This window comes from Antarcticibacterium flavum (assembly GCF_006159205.1).
Classification (GTDB): domain Bacteria; phylum Bacteroidota; class Bacteroidia; order Flavobacteriales; family Flavobacteriaceae; genus Gillisia; species Gillisia flava.
This window is the reverse complement of record NZ_CP040812.1, coordinates 2,434,182-2,449,737: the sequence shown is the minus strand read 5'-3', so window position 1 is coordinate 2,449,737 and position 15,556 is coordinate 2,434,182. Positions and strand designations below refer to the sequence as shown.

The 15,556-nt window shown below is 41.0% G+C and carries 15 protein-coding genes; 11 read left to right on the top strand and 4 right to left on the bottom strand.

All coding sequences use genetic code 11. The features are described 5' to 3' along the window. Positions 1-43: 43 nt before the first annotated feature. Both FHG64_RS10390 and FHG64_RS10385 read right to left on the bottom strand, forming a co-directional pair. Positions 44-2,047 carry a fumarate reductase/succinate dehydrogenase flavoprotein subunit gene (locus FHG64_RS10390; protein WP_139066339.1) on the bottom strand — a complete coding sequence of 668 codons (2,004 nt, stop codon included), beginning with the start codon at positions 2,045-2,047 and terminating at the stop codon, positions 44-46. A gap of 3 nt (positions 2,048-2,050) precedes the next feature. Continuing rightward, complete coding sequence (locus tag FHG64_RS10385) at positions 2,051-2,776, bottom strand: succinate dehydrogenase cytochrome b subunit (protein ID WP_139066338.1); 726 nt, start codon at positions 2,774-2,776, stop codon at positions 2,051-2,053. Between the two features lie 272 nt (positions 2,777-3,048). On the opposite strand from FHG64_RS10385, the gene FHG64_RS10380 reads away from it, so the two are divergent. From FHG64_RS10380 to FHG64_RS10370, 3 genes are all read left to right on the top strand, one after another. Further along, entirely contained in the window at positions 3,049-3,993 is a 945-nt protein-coding gene (locus tag FHG64_RS10380; RefSeq protein WP_139066337.1) for a DnaJ C-terminal domain-containing protein, read from the top strand. After that, positions 3,990-4,286, top strand: coding sequence for a chaperone modulator CbpM (locus FHG64_RS10375; RefSeq protein WP_139066336.1), 297 nt, complete (start codon positions 3,990-3,992; stop codon positions 4,284-4,286). The genes FHG64_RS10380 and FHG64_RS10375 overlap by 4 nt, the downstream gene beginning before the upstream one ends. A gap of 298 nt (positions 4,287-4,584) precedes the next feature. Continuing rightward, complete coding sequence (locus FHG64_RS10370; RefSeq protein ID WP_139066335.1) at positions 4,585-5,877, top strand: aminopeptidase P family protein; 1,293 nt, start codon at positions 4,585-4,587, stop codon at positions 5,875-5,877. 43 nt (positions 5,878-5,920) lie between these two features. Here FHG64_RS10370 and brnQ read toward each other — a convergent pair whose 3' ends face one another. Then, on the bottom strand, positions 5,921-7,210 hold the full coding sequence (gene brnQ / locus FHG64_RS10365; protein WP_139066334.1) for a branched-chain amino acid transport system II carrier protein: 1,290 nt from the start codon (positions 7,208-7,210) through the stop codon (positions 5,921-5,923). A gap of 154 nt (positions 7,211-7,364) precedes the next feature. On the opposite strand from brnQ, the gene FHG64_RS10360 reads away from it, so the two are divergent. Then, positions 7,365-8,015 carry an alpha/beta fold hydrolase gene (locus tag FHG64_RS10360; protein ID WP_285897186.1) on the top strand — a complete coding sequence of 217 codons (651 nt, stop codon included), beginning with the start codon at positions 7,365-7,367 and terminating at the stop codon, positions 8,013-8,015. Positions 8,016-8,087: 72 nt separating this feature from the next. After that, positions 8,088-8,339: a hypothetical protein gene (locus FHG64_RS10355; protein WP_139066333.1), complete on the top strand. Its 252-nt coding sequence runs from the start codon at positions 8,088-8,090 to the stop codon at positions 8,337-8,339. On the opposite strand, the gene thiL is transcribed toward FHG64_RS10355, so the two are convergent. Then, positions 8,336-9,391 (bottom strand): thiamine-phosphate kinase, encoded by a 1,056-nt coding sequence (gene thiL / locus FHG64_RS10350; protein ID WP_139066332.1) that lies wholly within the window; start codon positions 9,389-9,391, stop codon positions 8,336-8,338. The genes FHG64_RS10355 and thiL overlap by 4 nt on opposite strands. A gap of 261 nt (positions 9,392-9,652) precedes the next feature. On the opposite strand from thiL, the gene FHG64_RS10345 reads away from it, so the two are divergent. The 6 genes from FHG64_RS10345 (at position 9,653) to FHG64_RS10320 (ending at position 15,546) form a co-directional block, all read left to right on the top strand. Then, the gene (locus tag FHG64_RS10345; protein WP_139066331.1) at positions 9,653-9,982 is read left to right on the top strand and encodes a HesB/IscA family protein; all 330 of its coding nucleotides are present in this window, start codon (positions 9,653-9,655) and stop codon (positions 9,980-9,982) included. Between the two features lie 286 nt (positions 9,983-10,268). Further along, positions 10,269-11,714 carry a Fe-S cluster assembly protein SufB gene (gene sufB / locus FHG64_RS10340; RefSeq protein ID WP_139066330.1) on the top strand — a complete coding sequence of 482 codons (1,446 nt, stop codon included), beginning with the start codon at positions 10,269-10,271 and terminating at the stop codon, positions 11,712-11,714. 23 nt (positions 11,715-11,737) lie between these two features. Continuing rightward, on the top strand, positions 11,738-12,124 hold the full coding sequence (locus FHG64_RS10335; RefSeq protein WP_139066329.1) for a hypothetical protein: 387 nt from the start codon (positions 11,738-11,740) through the stop codon (positions 12,122-12,124). Positions 12,125-12,157: 33 nt separating this feature from the next. After that, complete coding sequence (sufC, locus tag FHG64_RS10330; RefSeq protein WP_139066328.1) at positions 12,158-12,907, top strand: Fe-S cluster assembly ATPase SufC; 750 nt, start codon at positions 12,158-12,160, stop codon at positions 12,905-12,907. Positions 12,908-12,971: 64 nt separating this feature from the next. Continuing rightward, entirely contained in the window at positions 12,972-14,288 is a 1,317-nt protein-coding gene (gene sufD, locus FHG64_RS10325) for a Fe-S cluster assembly protein SufD (protein WP_139066327.1), read from the top strand. A 19-nt stretch (positions 14,289-14,307) separates the two neighbouring features. Beyond that, positions 14,308-15,546 (top strand): aminotransferase class V-fold PLP-dependent enzyme, encoded by a 1,239-nt coding sequence (locus tag FHG64_RS10320; protein WP_139066326.1) that lies wholly within the window; start codon positions 14,308-14,310, stop codon positions 15,544-15,546. Positions 15,547-15,556 lie beyond the last annotated feature (10 nt).

Here is a 15,556-nt window from a genome sequence, read left to right as displayed (position 1 = left end):
GAGTATTGAGTAGGTCCAACTACTCATTACTCAAGATCCAGTTCTATTTATAACTCCTTTGTTTAACTTCTATATTTTCATAAATGAGATCTTCCTTGTGCAGGACAGCGTCTCCCGGTTCTCCCGTATATTCCCAGGCCGCTACATACATGAAGTTCTCGTCATCCCTTAAGGCTTCACCTTCTTCAGTTTGATATTCTTCCCTAAAGTGGCCTCCACAAGATTCATTCCTGTGCAGCGCATCTTTTGCAAACAGTTCTCCAAGTTCAAGAAAATCGGCTACACGAGAGGCTTTTTCCAATTCCGTGTTCATTTCATTGGTACCTCCGGGCACTTTTACATCCTGCCAGAATTCCTGTCTAAGAGCTTTTATTTCACTAATAGCTTCCTTTAAATGCACTTCATTCCTGGACATCCCAACTTTATCCCACATGATCTTTCCAAGACGCTTATGGAAGTGGTCAACAGATTTTGTCCCGTTATTATTTACAAATTTCTCAAGCTGGGCTCTTACGGCATTTTCCGCCTCCTCAAACTCGGGAGAGTCAGTTGAGATCTTACCGGTTCTAATATCCTTGGAAAGATAATCTCCAATTGTATAAGGTAAAACAAAGTACCCATCTGCCAGCCCCTGCATCAAAGCTGAAGCTCCAAGCCTGTTGGCGCCGTGATCTGAGAAATTGGCTTCCCCGGTAGCAAAACATCCCGGGATAGTGGTTTCAAGGTTATAATCTACCCAGATACCTCCCATAGTATAGTGTACGGCAGGATATATCATCATTGGGGTCTCATATGGATTTTGATCCACGATCTTCTCGTACATCTGGAAAAGGTTTCCATACTTGGCCTCAACAACTTCCTGTCCTAATTTTTTTATTTGTTCTTCAGATGCATTCTCAATGTGCTGGGTATTGGCAGCCTCACGACCATAACGCATAAATGCCGATCCAAAGTCAAGGTAAACAGCCTCTCCTGTCTTATTCACTCCAAAACCTGCGTCACAACGTTCTTTTGCAGCTCTCGATGCCACGTCCCGGGGCACAAGGTTTCCAAATGCAGGATATCTTCTTTCAAGATAATAATCCCGGTCCTCTTCTTTAAGTTCTGTTGGTTTTAACCTTCCCTCTCTAATTGCTTTCGCATCCTCCAGCTTTTTAGGCACCCAAATCCTACCGTCATTCCTAAGAGACTCAGACATAAGCGTAAGCTTGGACTGGTGCTCTCCCGAAACCGGTATACAGGTAGGGTGAATTTGTGTAAAACAAGGATTAGCAAAAAAAGCTCCTTTTTTGTGTATTTTCCAGGAAGCAGTTACGTTGCTTCCCATGGCATTGGTAGATAAAAAGAAAACATTTCCATATCCACCAGATGCTATCACAACTGCGTGAGCACTATGCCTTTCTATTTCTCCCGTCACCAGGTTCCTGGCTATAATTCCTCTAGCCTTACCATCTACAATCACCAGGTCCAGCATCTCATGACGCGTGTAAGACTGGATCTTTCCACGGTTGATTTGCCTGTTCATTGCAGAATAAGCACCAAGCAATAACTGTTGCCCGGTTTGACCTTTTGCGTAGAATGTACGGGAAACCAAAACCCCTCCAAAGGAGCGGTTATCAAGTAAACCACCATATTCACGGGCAAAGGGAACTCCCTGCGCAACACACTGGTCAATGATATTGGCAGACACCTCGGCAAGCCTGTAAACATTTGCCTCACGGGAGCGGTAATCGCCTCCTTTTATAGTATCGTAGAATAACCTGTAATTTGAGTCGCCGTCCCCCTGGTAATTCTTGGCAGCATTGATCCCACCCTGGGCAGCAATGGAATGCGCCCTACGAGGGGAATCCTGGTAACAAAATGTCTTTACGTTATAACCAAGTTCTGCAAGGGTTGCAGCGGCACTTCCACCGGCAAGACCCGTTCCAACCATAATAACGTCTATGTTTCTTTTGTTGGCGGGATTAACAAGGTTTATTTCATTCTTATGTTTGGTCCACTTATCTGCCAATGGGCCTTTTGGTATTTTTGAATCTAGTTTTCCCATAGCTTAAATTGTATTTATATTATCCAAAACAAAGTGGACGTAGAAAGGAATAATAGCGAAAGCCAAGGGTATAAGTATGGCAAAAGCATATCCAAGTTTTCTAATGAAACCATTATATTTTGGATGGTTTACACCCAATGACTGGAAGCCACTGGAGAATCCATGAATAAGGTGAAAGGCGATGGCGATCATGGCTACCAGGTAAATGATCACGAAGATCAAACCATAATCGGGATCCTGGAAGGTACCTATAGTAAGGCTATAAAGGTCTTTTACCTGCGCCCCGCTTTCTGTTGTATAAATTGTATTGTCAAGCCCCCCAAACTTCATTTTGGCCCAAAATGCGTTCATATGTAAAACAATGAATGCAAAGATCACCGTTCCAAGCAATCCCATATTCCTGGAGGACCAGGTAGAATTTGTAGAAGGCTTATAGCTCACATACCCCTTAGGCCTTGCCTTATTATTATTTATGGTAAGGATAACCCCGTCTATAGCGTGGAAGAGGATACTGAAATAGGTAATATATGACAGGATCATCACCAAAGGATTCGTGGTCATAAAAAGACCGTATTCATTGAATTGATCCCTTGCCGCTTCACTTACAGGAAGGAGTAGCTGTAAATTTCCTAAAAGATGTCCAACTAAAAATATGCAAAGGAAGAGGCCCGTGAAAGCCATCCAGTATTTTTTTGCTAAAGATGACTTTAATAGCGCAGATTTTGCCATAGATAATTTTATATTAAAAAAGAGTTGGACAAAAATACACCTCCTTATAGTTTTTAACAAACTTTAGGCTTATTTAAAATTCAATTTAGAACTAATTTAAAATAATTTATGAATTGTTATATCAGGCCTTCATTTTCAAGGGTATGTCTGGTATAAAAAAGCATCAGTGGCGTCTTGTAAATTTAAATATCACAGAATTTTTGAAAGCTTTTTTGCAGCAAAGCGCCGTAGGTTTCGTAATTTGGTAATAGCTATTTTTTCTGAAAAAAATTATGGATTTTATAGATTATTACAAAGTACTTGAACTGGACAAATCTGCCTCCCAGGCAGATATAAAGAAGGCTTACAGAAAACTGGCCCGAAAATATCACCCGGACCTTAACCCTAATGATAAAACTGCCCAGGCAAGGTTCCAACAAATAAATGAAGCACACGAAGTATTAAATGATCCTGAAAAAAGGAAAAAATACGACCAGTACGGGAAAGACTGGCAGCATGCCGAGCAGTATGAACAGGCAAGACAACAACAGCAACAAGAAGGTGGTTTTGCAGGTAGCTATTCCGGCGGTTTTGGAGAAGGCTTTGGTGGACCGGGAGGAGGATATACTTATTCGGGTAATTTTGATGACGACACTTTTTCCGACTTTTTCGAACAAATGTTTGGCGGGGGAGCCAGGTCACGGGGAACAGGAAGAAGCCCCCAATATAAAGGCCAGGATTTTAATGCAGAACTTCAGCTAAATCTTAAGGATGTTTATACAAGTCAAAAACACACCCTTACCGTCAACGGTAAAAATATTCGCCTTACCATTCCCGCAGGTGTTGAAAATGGTCAAACCATAAAAATTAAAGGACACGGTGGACCTGGAATACAGGGAGGACCTAAGGGAGATCTTTATATAACTTTCAAAATAATAAACAACACCCCTTTTAAAAGGGAAAAAGAAAACCTTTACAAAACGGTTGATGTAGATTTTTACACTGCACTCCTGGGAGGAGAGATTACAATAGACACCTTTACTGGCAAGGTGAAGCTCAACATTAAACCTGAGACACAACCCGGCACACAAGTAAAACTAAAAGGCAAAGGGTTCCCAAAATATAAAAAAGAAGGCCAGTTTGGAGATCTATACATAACCTATAATGTAATAATGCCAAAGAAGCTTACTAATAGAGAAAAAGAACTTTTTAAAGAATTACAAAAACTGCGCTCATGAATTTTGAAGAATTGATATCTACAGAAGAGTTATGCACCCGTTACAGGGTAGAGCACACCTTTATTAGATACCTGGGTGACAGCGGTCTCATTGAGGTGATACAGGTGGAACAAAAGGAATATGTGCATTGCGACAACCTGGGAGATTTTGAAAAATTACACAGACTGCATTATGACCTGGAAATTAATCTGGAAGGTATTGAGGCTATACATCATTTATTAAGACAGGTTGAGAAATTGCAAAAAAAGAACAGAAAATTGCGCAACCGCCTCAGGCTATATGAAGGCGACTAGGTTTTCTACTCTGTCTAATATTGATACCTTTGTATGAAGTGGAAAATCGATACTTAAATGTGCCTTTTAAAGCCCCGGAAACATTCCGGAAGAAATAAATGAAGATTCAAAATTATTCAATAAACCAGCCACTAGGGGTCCTGCAAAACCTTCAGCAGCTTTAAACCTTATAGGAACAGTATTTTTTTACAGCTATTAATGGAGAGTAGAAAATTGGTAAACCCTGAGGTCCTTCAGCATAAAAAATAATAATCGGTATTCCACTCCTACAGTTTTATTAAAAAATAACTTAATCGAAATGAAATACGATCCAATAGACAAAAAACTCTTTATTAAAAACCGCAAAAATTTCATGGAAGCCATGAAACCAAACAGCCTTGCGGTCTTCAATTCCAATGATATATATCCCATAAGTGCAGACAGCACAATGCCATTTCAGCAAGCACGGGATATTTTTTATCTAAGTGGAGTAGATCAGGATAAAAGTATCCTTGTTCTCTTTCCGGATGCCCCCATGGAAAAACACAGGGAAATCCTTTTCCTTACTAAAACCAACGACCATATTGCGGTTTGGGAAGGAGCAAAGCTTGACAAAGAGCAGGCTTATGAAACAAGTGGGATCAAAACAGTATACTGGCTCAAGGATTTTGAAAAAGTCTTCTTTGAGGTCATGACCCAGTGTGAAACGGTATATTTTAATACCAATGAGCACTACCGGGCCAATGTAGAGACGCAAACCAGGGAAGACCGGTTTATAGAGTGGTGTAAACAGAAATATCCGGCACACCAGGTGGCAAAGAGCAATCCAATCCTGCAGCGACTGCGCTCTGTAAAAGATAAGATAGAGCTGGACCTAATGCAACAAGCCTGTGACATTACAGAAAAAGCTTTTAGAAGGACCCTTGGTTTTGTAAAACCGGGTGTTTGGGAATACGAGATTGAGGCAGAGTATATGCACGAAATGCTAAGGAACCGCTCAAAAGGTTTTGCCTACACCCCCATTATCGCAAGTGGTAACAGTGCTAATGTGCTACATTATGTAGAGAATAACCGCCAGTGCAAGGCAGGGGATTTGATCCTGCTGGATACCGGGGCAGAATATGCAAATTATTCCAGCGATCTTTCCCGTACTATCCCCGTCTCGGGTAAATACAGTAAGAGACAGAAGGAAGTTTATAACGCTGTGAACCGGGTGAAGAATGAGGCCACAAAATTATTGGTTCCCGGCACCATATGGGCAGAATATCATGTGGAGGTAGGAAAAATCATGACCTCTGAACTTCTTGGACTTGGTTTACTGGATAAAGCCGATGTTAAGAATGAGAATCCGGACTGGCCTGCATATAAAAAATATTTTATGCACGGGACCTCCCACCACATAGGGCTTGACACCCATGATTACGGAATTCTTACAGAACCAATGCAAGAGAACCAGGTGTTCACTGTGGAACCCGGCATCTATATTCCTGCGGAAGGTTTTGGGATTCGCCTGGAGGATGACGTGGTAATCCAGAAAAAAGGGGAACCATTCAATCTTATGCGCAATATTCCTATTGAAGCTGAAGAGATCGAGGAACTCATGAACGCCTAGAAATTCACTGAAGTTTAAAAAATCAAAAACACTGCCCTGAAAATTATTTTTGGGGCAGTGTTTTATTTTCCCAATAATATTCCAGCAGGTTGACTACAGTAAATGTTATGATCGCCGGGAGAACCCAGCCCAGGTTGTAGGAGGAGAGCGGCACCCACTGCAGCAGGCTTTGTAATTGCTCTTCAGTGAAATAGATCTTTAAGACATCGGGCAGGCTAAGTATAACGGTCACCAGGACCACACTTCTCATAACCCTCCTGCTCCTGTATCTTTCCGGCAGGACGTTTAATAGAATAAGAATGATAGTAAGAGGATAGATAACCATAAGAACCGGCAGGGCGATGTCGATGATCTGGTTGACAGAAAAGGCACCCATTATAACCCCTAATACACATGCTACCACCACAGTGAAGGGATAGGTACCCGGTTTTTTAATCGTTGTCGCCATAAAATCGGCAGTACCTGTCACAATGCCTACAGCAGTTGTGAAACAGGCCAGTGTGACAAGCAAAGCAAGGGCAACGCCTCCAAAATTTCCCAAATTAAGAATGCTGATCCCGGACAATAATTGAACGCGGGAGATATCCTGCGAGAATTCGCCATTGACCCTTGCGCCGGTATAAATAAGGCCGCTGTAAACTATCAAAAGAGCAAGTCCCGCAAGAACAGCAGCAGTTGTGACCGTTACTTGCAGCTCACGTGGCTCTACCGTGCGCTTAAGCTTGACAGAGATTAAGATCACTCCCCCAACTACAAGGGCCGCAATCGCATCAAATGTTTGATACCCTTCAAAAAAGCCGGACAGGACCGGAAATGTTGTTTCCGGCTCTTTCATTTGGGAATAACCCGGGAAGAGACTTTTAACGATCACAACCAGCAAAAGGACCAAAATTGTGGGAGTAAGATATTTACCAATATTATTGATGACCTGGGAGCGTTTTATCACAAAAAAAAGAACCAGCGTGAAATAGATTATACTGGTAAAAAGTCCGCCAACTTCAAAAAATGGTTCAACAGCAATTTCGTGAGTTACCGCTGCCGTCCTTGGAGCGGGAAGGGAAATACTTATAAGGTAAATCAATATACTAAAGATCAAACTGAAGACAGGGGAAACTCTATTTCCAAAATCAAGGATGCTCCCCTGCAAACGGGCATGAGCAACAATTCCCAGAAGGGGAAGTCCAACTGCAGAGAGAATGAATCCAATTGCAACCAGGTACCATTGCGAACCTGCGAAGAAACCAAGGGCTGGTGGCAGTATAAGATTTCCCGCCCCAAAGAACAGGGCAAAAAGCGCAAAACCCAAAATGAGGGTTTCCTTATTAAATTTCATTTTTAGTTGTAAATTATAATGGTAAATTTTGGCTATGATCCTTAACTATAACAATACAAACATTTTTTACGAGTCCAAAGGTACCGGAAAACCATTGGTTTTATTACACGGATTTTTGGAAAGCAGTAAAATATGAAAACCATTTGTTCCCGCTCTGGCTGTAAAAAGGCAGGTGGTTTGTATTGATCTCCCTGGCCATGGTAAATCTGGAAATTTAGGAAGCATTCACACCATGGAAGAAATGGCCCTGGTGGTCAAGGCAGTTTTGGATAAATTAAATTTGAACCGGATTACTTTGGCAGGGCATTCCCTGGGCGGTTATGTATGCCTGTCTTATTTGGATCAATTTGCTACTATGGTAAATACATTACTGTTGCTCAACTCCACACCAGAAGCCGATACCCCTGAAAGGATCGAGAACCGGAACCGGGGAATTGAAATGATCCAAAAAAACAAAAGCGCCTTTGTAAGAATGGCAATCTCCAATTTGGTATCCCCAAAAGAGCAGTATAAACATAAGAAAGAACTGGATAAATTAAAAAAAGAAGCAGTGCGTTTTCCTACTTCAGGTATAGTTGCTACAATTGAAGGTATGAAAATTCGCACAGACAAAACAGATGTGTTAAAGGAATTTAACAGAAGAAAAATTTTGGTTGCAGGGAAAGATGATTCACTAATGCCCTGGAAAAGAGTTAAATCGATTGGTGAAGCGACAAACACTGAGATTATTCTGGTGAATACCGGTCATCTTTCTTACCTGGAACAGCCGTCAGAAATCGAAGAACTACTGCATTTCATCGATTAAATAATACTTTTTGACGAATAATTAACTTTTTTTTATACTTTTATATTTCAGAAACAACAATATCAACCTTTTATGAAGAAATTTACCCCCAAAAAATTTCCGTTCGCAAAGGCTTATTGTAACTTCTTTGGACATAAATTAAAGGTGTCAAAGAATGTTACAAACCACATTCACGAATACCAATGCGCAAACTGTGGAGTAGAAATGACAGATACTGCTAATGGTTTCCTTGCCCGTCTTACCCCAAGATTCAAGGAAACTAATGACTACCTGGCAAAGATCCATCAAAGACGCAAAGAAAGGTTCTACGCAAGCGCTTCTTAATCCTCCTCTCTTTCCATTGCATTCCAACCCTTTGCTATTAAAGGGATTTTGGCATTTGCCCTGGTAACAAGGTGCATTCCTTCCCTTTCCTCTGTCATATGCCCAATAATGGAAAAATGAGGATTCCCTTTGATCTTGTCAAAATCTGTCTGGGAGACAGTGAAAAGTAATTCATAATCTTCACCACCGCTTAGAGCAATAGTGGTGCTGTCAATCTCAAATTCCTCACAGGCCGATATCACGGCAGGATCCAGTGGGATCTTTTCTTCAAAGAGATTCACCCCTGTTTTGGAGTTCTTGCAAAGGTGAATAATTTCAGAAGAAAGGCCATCGCTTATATCTATCATGGAAGTAGGTAAAACGCCCAGCTCCTTTAACATGGGTGGAACATCCTTTCTTGCCTCAGGTTTAAGCTGCCTCTCAATAAGGTAGGTGTAAGCATCAAGGTCTGGCTGGGAATTAGGATTCACTTTGAATACTTCCTTTTCACGTTCCAGGATTTGTAACCCCATATAAGCTGCTCCCAGATCACCTGTCACCACCAGGAGGTCATTGGGTTTTGCCCCATTCCTGTAAACTATCTCCTCTAAAGACGCCTTTCCAATAGCTGTTACACTTATAAGCAAACCTTTCGTGGAGGAGGTGGTGTCACCTCCCACCACATCAACATTATATATTTTTGATGCCAGTTCTATTCCCGAATAGAGCTCCTCCAGCGCTTCCACAGGGAACCTATTGGAGACTGCAAGTGAGACGGTCACCTGGGTGGCAGTCGCATTCATTGCATAGATATCACTCAAATTCACCATTACTGCCTTGTAACCTAAATGCTTCAAAGGCATATATGCAAGGTCAAAATGAACCCCTTCAACAAGAAGATCTGTAGAAATAATAGTTTTTTGATCTTTAAAATCCATAACTGCGGCATCGTCTCCAATCCCTTTTATTGTGGATGGCAATTTCACAGCCAGGTTTTTGGTAAGTAGATCTATTAAACCAAATTCTCCTAATTCTGAAAGGTTTGTCCTGCTATTGTGACTATCTTCTATCATGGGTCTAAATTTTAATTTGCAAAAATAAAGGATTTATAATTTAAGCGGCCATATATAGTAGGCAATCTCAAAAACAGTGTTTTATTCTAAAAAAAAAGAAATGGCAAATAGTATTCAAACCCTTGGAAAATAAGTAAAAAATTTAATCAAAATCATATTGGGGTCACCTATGACAACATTCCCAAAACATATACATAGGTTATGGTAAACCGTTTGTTTTGTAGTATATTTGTCCCCAATTTAGAATTAATCTGTTTAACAATGATAAAGGTTAGCGAAGACGCAAAAAGAAGGATCGCATTATTGATGACCGAAGAGGGTTACGACGCCGGCAATGACTTTGTACGTGTTGGGGTTAAGAGTGGTGGATGCTCTGGATTATCATATGAACTTAAGTTTGACAAATCCCAGGGAGAGACAGATAAATTATTTGAAGACAACGAAGTAAAGATCGTGGTTGACAAAAAGAGTGTTCTTTACCTGGCGGGAACCATCCTGGAATATTCCGGAGGTTTAAATGGCAAAGGGTTTGTGTTTAATAATCCAAATGCACAAAGAACTTGTGGGTGCGGTGAAAGTTTTTCACTGTAATTATTATTGCAGGGAAAAACCTAAGTGTTCTTTTAATTAAAAACTGCTTGATTTTTGAGAGTTAAATTAAAAGCAACCTTACCAGGACCCAAACGCTTTCTTTACTGTTCGATCCAGGCATACCGGGTAAGCAAGACCGGAAATGGTACTATATAAAATGGAATTTGACATGTTGCCGAGAGCAAATTCATAAGAGCTCCACTAGAAGTTCTTCACACAATTATAATCGGCAATTCAATAAGCAAGGTTCTTAAAGAACTAAAGCTTTAAATCTAGAATAAAAGTTATGGCATATACAGAGGACGATTTAAAAAAGGAACTGGAAACCAAGGAGTATGAATATGGTTTCTATACAGATATAGAATCTGACACTTTTCCTGTTGGATTAAATGAAGACATTGTACGGGCTATCTCTCTTAAGAAAGAAGAGCCGGAGTGGATGACGCAATGGCGTCTTGAGGCTTACAGAGCCTGGGAAGAGATGATAGAACCCGAGTGGGCAAATGTGAAATACAAGAAACCAGATTTCCAGAATATTTCCTATTACTCTGCCCCCAATAAAAAACCAAAATATGACAGCCTTGACGAAGTCGATCCTGAGTTACGGGAGACTTTTGAGAAGCTGGGTATTTCTATAGATGAGCAAAAGAAGCTTGCAGGTGTGGCGGTTGATATTGTAATGGATTCGGTTTCGGTTACCACGACATTTAAAAAGACCCTTGCTGAAAAAGGGATCATATTTTGCTCAATTTCAGAAGCGATAAGGGAGCATCCTGAACTGGTGAAGAAATACATAGGATCTGTAGTGCCGCAAAGGGATAATTTCTATGCTGCATTGAATTCTGCAGTTTTCAGTGACGGCTCTTTTTGTTATATCCCAAAAGGGGTAAGATGCCCTATGGAACTTTCAACTTACTTCCGTATCAACCAGGCTGGAACCGGTCAGTTTGAAAGAACCCTTGTGGTTGCAGATGAGGATAGCTATGTAAGCTACCTTGAAGGGTGTACCGCACCTTCCCGCGATGAGAATCAATTGCATGCTGCAGTTGTGGAACTGGTAGCACTGGATGGTGCTGAAATTAAATATTCGACGGTACAAAACTGGTTCCCCGGAAACAAAGAAGGAAAAGGTGGAGTATATAATTTCGTTACAAAAAGAGGAATTTGCGAGAAGAATGCCAAGATCTCCTGGACACAGGTAGAGACAGGAAGTGCCATTACCTGGAAATATCCTTCCTGTATCTTAAAAGGGGATAATTCAATTGGGGAATTCTATTCCATTGCCGTTACCAATAATTTCCAGCAGGCAGATACCGGGACCAAAATGATCCATCTTGGCAAGAACACCAAGAGTACCATCATTTCCAAAGGGATCTCTGCCGGGCAATCCCAAAATTCTTACAGGGGGCTTGTACAAATAAACAGCCGTGCAGAGAATGCCCGTAATTTCTCCCAGTGTGACTCATTGTTGATGGGGAATAAATGTGGCGCACATACTTTCCCTTATATTGAGGTAAAGAACAAGTCGGCACAGGTGGAGCACGAAGCCACCACAAGTAAAATTGGAGAAGACCAGATATTCTATTGTAACCAGAGAGGTATAGATACAGAAAAAGCCATAGCACTTATTGTGAATGGTTTCAGCAAAGAGGTTTTGAATAAACTGCCTATGGAATTTGCGGTGGAAGCTCAAAAATTGCTTGAGATCTCTCTTGAAGGCTCGGTAGGATAAGATTGTAAAACTCAAGACAGGATATGAAGAAGTTACTTTTCATCTTAACATTGGTTTTCCTTATATCTTCCTGTGAAAGTGAGCAGGGAACTGCGTCAGAACCTTCGCCTGTAATGACGGCAGAGGATAGCATCAAGGTTTATGAAGGGAATTTCATTACAGCAGGAAATGCTGCAGTTTTAAAAGGTAACCAATTTGTTTATATGGTTAAAATCGATTCGATTTCAACGAATCTAAAACAGGATCTAAAAAATTACCAGGACAATAACGGCGGGGTTTTTCCCGTCAAAGTCAAAGGTAAGGTGACAGATAATCCTATGCCGGCTGGCTATTCCCAGATCATTGAGATCAAAGAAGTGCTGGAGATAACCGGCAAGAAGGAAACACAAGAAACAGAAGTACAAAAATAAAGACCGGAAACATCCGGATATATATTCAATACTATGCTCAAAATTAAAGATTTACACGCCAATATAGAGGATAAAGAAATCCTTAAAGGAATCGACCTTCAAATCAATGCAGGGGAAGTTCATGCGATCATGGGGCCTAATGGCTCCGGGAAGAGTACATTATCCTCTGTGATTGCCGGAAAAGAAGAATATGAGATGACCCGCGGGGAGATCGTATTTGAAAATGAAGACCTCACAGAACTGGATCCCGAGGAAAGGGCTCACAGGGGGATTTTCCTTTCTTTTCAGTACCCTGTAGAGATCCCTGGTGTATCCGTTACCAATTTCATGAAAGCATCCATAAATGCTCACAGGAAATCACAGGGACTTGAGGATATGCCTGCAAATGAAATGTTGAAGCTCATAAGGGAAAAGTCTGAAATGCTTGAAATTGACAGGAAGTTCTTGTCGCGGTCCCTTAACCAGGGATTTTCAGGAGGGGAAAAGAAGAGAAATGAGATCTTCCAGATGGCGATGCTCAATCCTAAACTGGCTATTCTCGACGAGACAGATTCAGGTCTTGATATCGATGCATTAAAAGTTGTAGCGAAGGGTGTGAATAAATTAAGGAGCAAAGACAACGCAGTATTGGTGATCACACATTACCAGCGCCTGTTGGATTATATAGTTCCAGATTTTGTTCACGTGATGGTAGATGGAAAGATCGTAAAATCTGGCACGAAGGAGCTGGCTTACGAGTTGGAAGAAAAAGGCTATGACTGGTTAAAGCCAGAAACCGTTTAAGAAGTTCCGGGTAAGATTTCCTTTCATTTTCGGAAGGATTTATTCAGAATAAAATTTATACCAAATGGAATTAAAAGAAAAATTAATATCCTCATTCCTTGCTTTTGAAGAAGCCTGTGATGTGGATGCAGATATACATAATTTAAGAACAGAAGCCATAAAGGAGTTTGAAACCATGGGCTTTCCTTCAAAAAAGGAAGAAGCCTGGAAGTACACCTCCCTTAATTCGGTTCTTAAACACGATTACAGTGTATTCCCTAAGAAGGAAGACACTATTGAGTACAAGGATATTAAAAAGTATCTTATTCACGATATAGATACTTATAACCTGGTGTTCATCGATGGAATATTCTCATCCCATCTTTCACAAACGACACATGACAAGCATGATATTTGTCTTATGTCTTCTGCCCTGGCAAAACCAAAATATAAACCTGTAATCGACCAGTATTTCAATAAGCTGGTCACCAGGGAAAATGGTTTTACACCACTAAATACTGCGTTTTCCAAAGAAGGGGCATATATACGTATCCACAAGAACAAGGTTGCCGATAAGCCTATTCAAATTGTGAATTTCTCTACAGGAAATGAGGCTGCACTTATGGTGCAACCCAGAAATCTAATTGTGGTAGAAGAGAATGCACAGGTTCAAATTATTGAAAGACATCAAAGTTTGACAGATAATCCTGTACTTACAAATTCGGTTACTGAAGTGTTCGCGGGTAAGAATGCGATCGTAGATTACTATAAGATCCAGAACGACCGGTCTTCAGCATCTTTAATAGATAACACTTTTATCGAACAAAAGGACAACAGCAATTGCTCTATCCATACCTTCTCCTTTGGAGGGAAGTTAACCCGTAACAACCTTAATTTCTTTCAACGAGGGGAACATTGTGATTCCACTTTAAAAGGGGTTACTATCATAGAAGATAAGCAACACGTAGACCATAATACACTGGTACATCATATTTTCCCGAATTGCGAGAGTCACCAGGATTATAAAGGTATTTATGCCGATAATTCTACCGGGGTCTTTAATGGGAAGGTAGTGGTTGAAAAAGAAGCCCAGAAGATCAATGCCTTCCAGGCAAACAATAATATTTTGTTGAATGACCGGGCTACTATTAATTCAAAACCACAGCTGGAGATCTTTGCAGATGATGTAAAATGCAGCCACGGTTGTACTATAGGACAGCTGGATAAAGAATCTCTTTTTTACCTTAGATCCAGAGGTATTCCATTAAAGGAAGCACAGGCTTTACTTATGTATGCCTTTGCCAATAATGTACTGGAAAGCGTAAGGATCCCAGAGATTAAGAAGAGAATACTTCGCCAAATAGCCCTGAAGCTTGGGGTGAACCTTGGATTTGACCTATAATATTTTTTAAAACCATTTTATGAAGGCAGTTGCAGGCAAGATCCCCTTTGAGATAGAAGAAATAAGAAAAGATTTCCCAATCCTTAAGCGAGAGGTAAACGGCCATCCTTTGGTCTATATGGATAATGCTGCAACTTCTCAAACCCCGCAACAGGTAATAGATGCTATAGTCGATTATTATTCCAACTACAATTCCAACATACACAGGGGAGTACATACGCTTTCCCAGGAAGCGACAGATAAGTATGAGGCTGCACGTAAAAAGGTGCAGGATCATTTTAATGCTGCCCATTCCTATGAGATCATTTTCACCTCGGGTACAACCCACGGGATAAATCTTGTTGCCAGTGGCTTTGCCTCTTTGCTCAAAGAGGGGGATGAGATCCTTGTCTCTGCCCTGGAACATCATTCCAACATTGTACCCTGGCAAATGCTCACCGCGAAGACCGGGAGTATTCTAAAGGTTATCCCAATGAACCAGGACGGGGAACTGGTCATGGAAGATTTTTACAGGCTTTTATCCAATAAAACCAGGATCGTCTTCATAAACCACGTGTCCAACGCACTGGGTACGGTGAATCCAATTGAGGAGATCATAAAGGCTGCACATGAAAAAGGTGCCGCGGTATTAGTTGACGGGGCGCAGGCAGCACCTCATATTAAGGCCGATGTACAGGCACTTGACGTGGATTTCTACGTGGCCTCTGCCCACAAAATGTGTGGACCAACAGGCGTGGGTGTTCTTTATGGAAAAGAAGAATGGCTAAAAAAATTACCTCCTTACCAGGGAGGCGGGGAAATGATAGCAACGGTTACCTTTGAAAAAACCACCTATGCTGACCTTCCTCATAAATTTGAAGCAGGAACTCCAAATATATGTGGGGGAATAGCCTTTGGAGCCGCACTGGACTATATGAATTCCATTGGCTTTGACAACATAGCCGCTTATGAGAAGCAGCTCCTGGATTACGGCACAGAGAAGCTTCTGGAGATCCCGGGAGTAAGGATCTATGGAATATCAAGAAAAAAAACAGCAGTGATCTCCTTCAACATTGAAGGCATCCACCCCTATGATATAGGTACGATCATAGACAAGTTAGGAATAGCAGTAAGGACCGGCCATCATTGTGCACAACCAATTATGGATTACTATGGGATCCCGGGAACTGTAAGGGCTTCCTTTTCTTTTTATAATACTACTGAAGAAATTGATAAATTTATAGAAGCAGTAAAAAGAGCGAAAACCATGCTCAGTTAAAAGAGAAGCC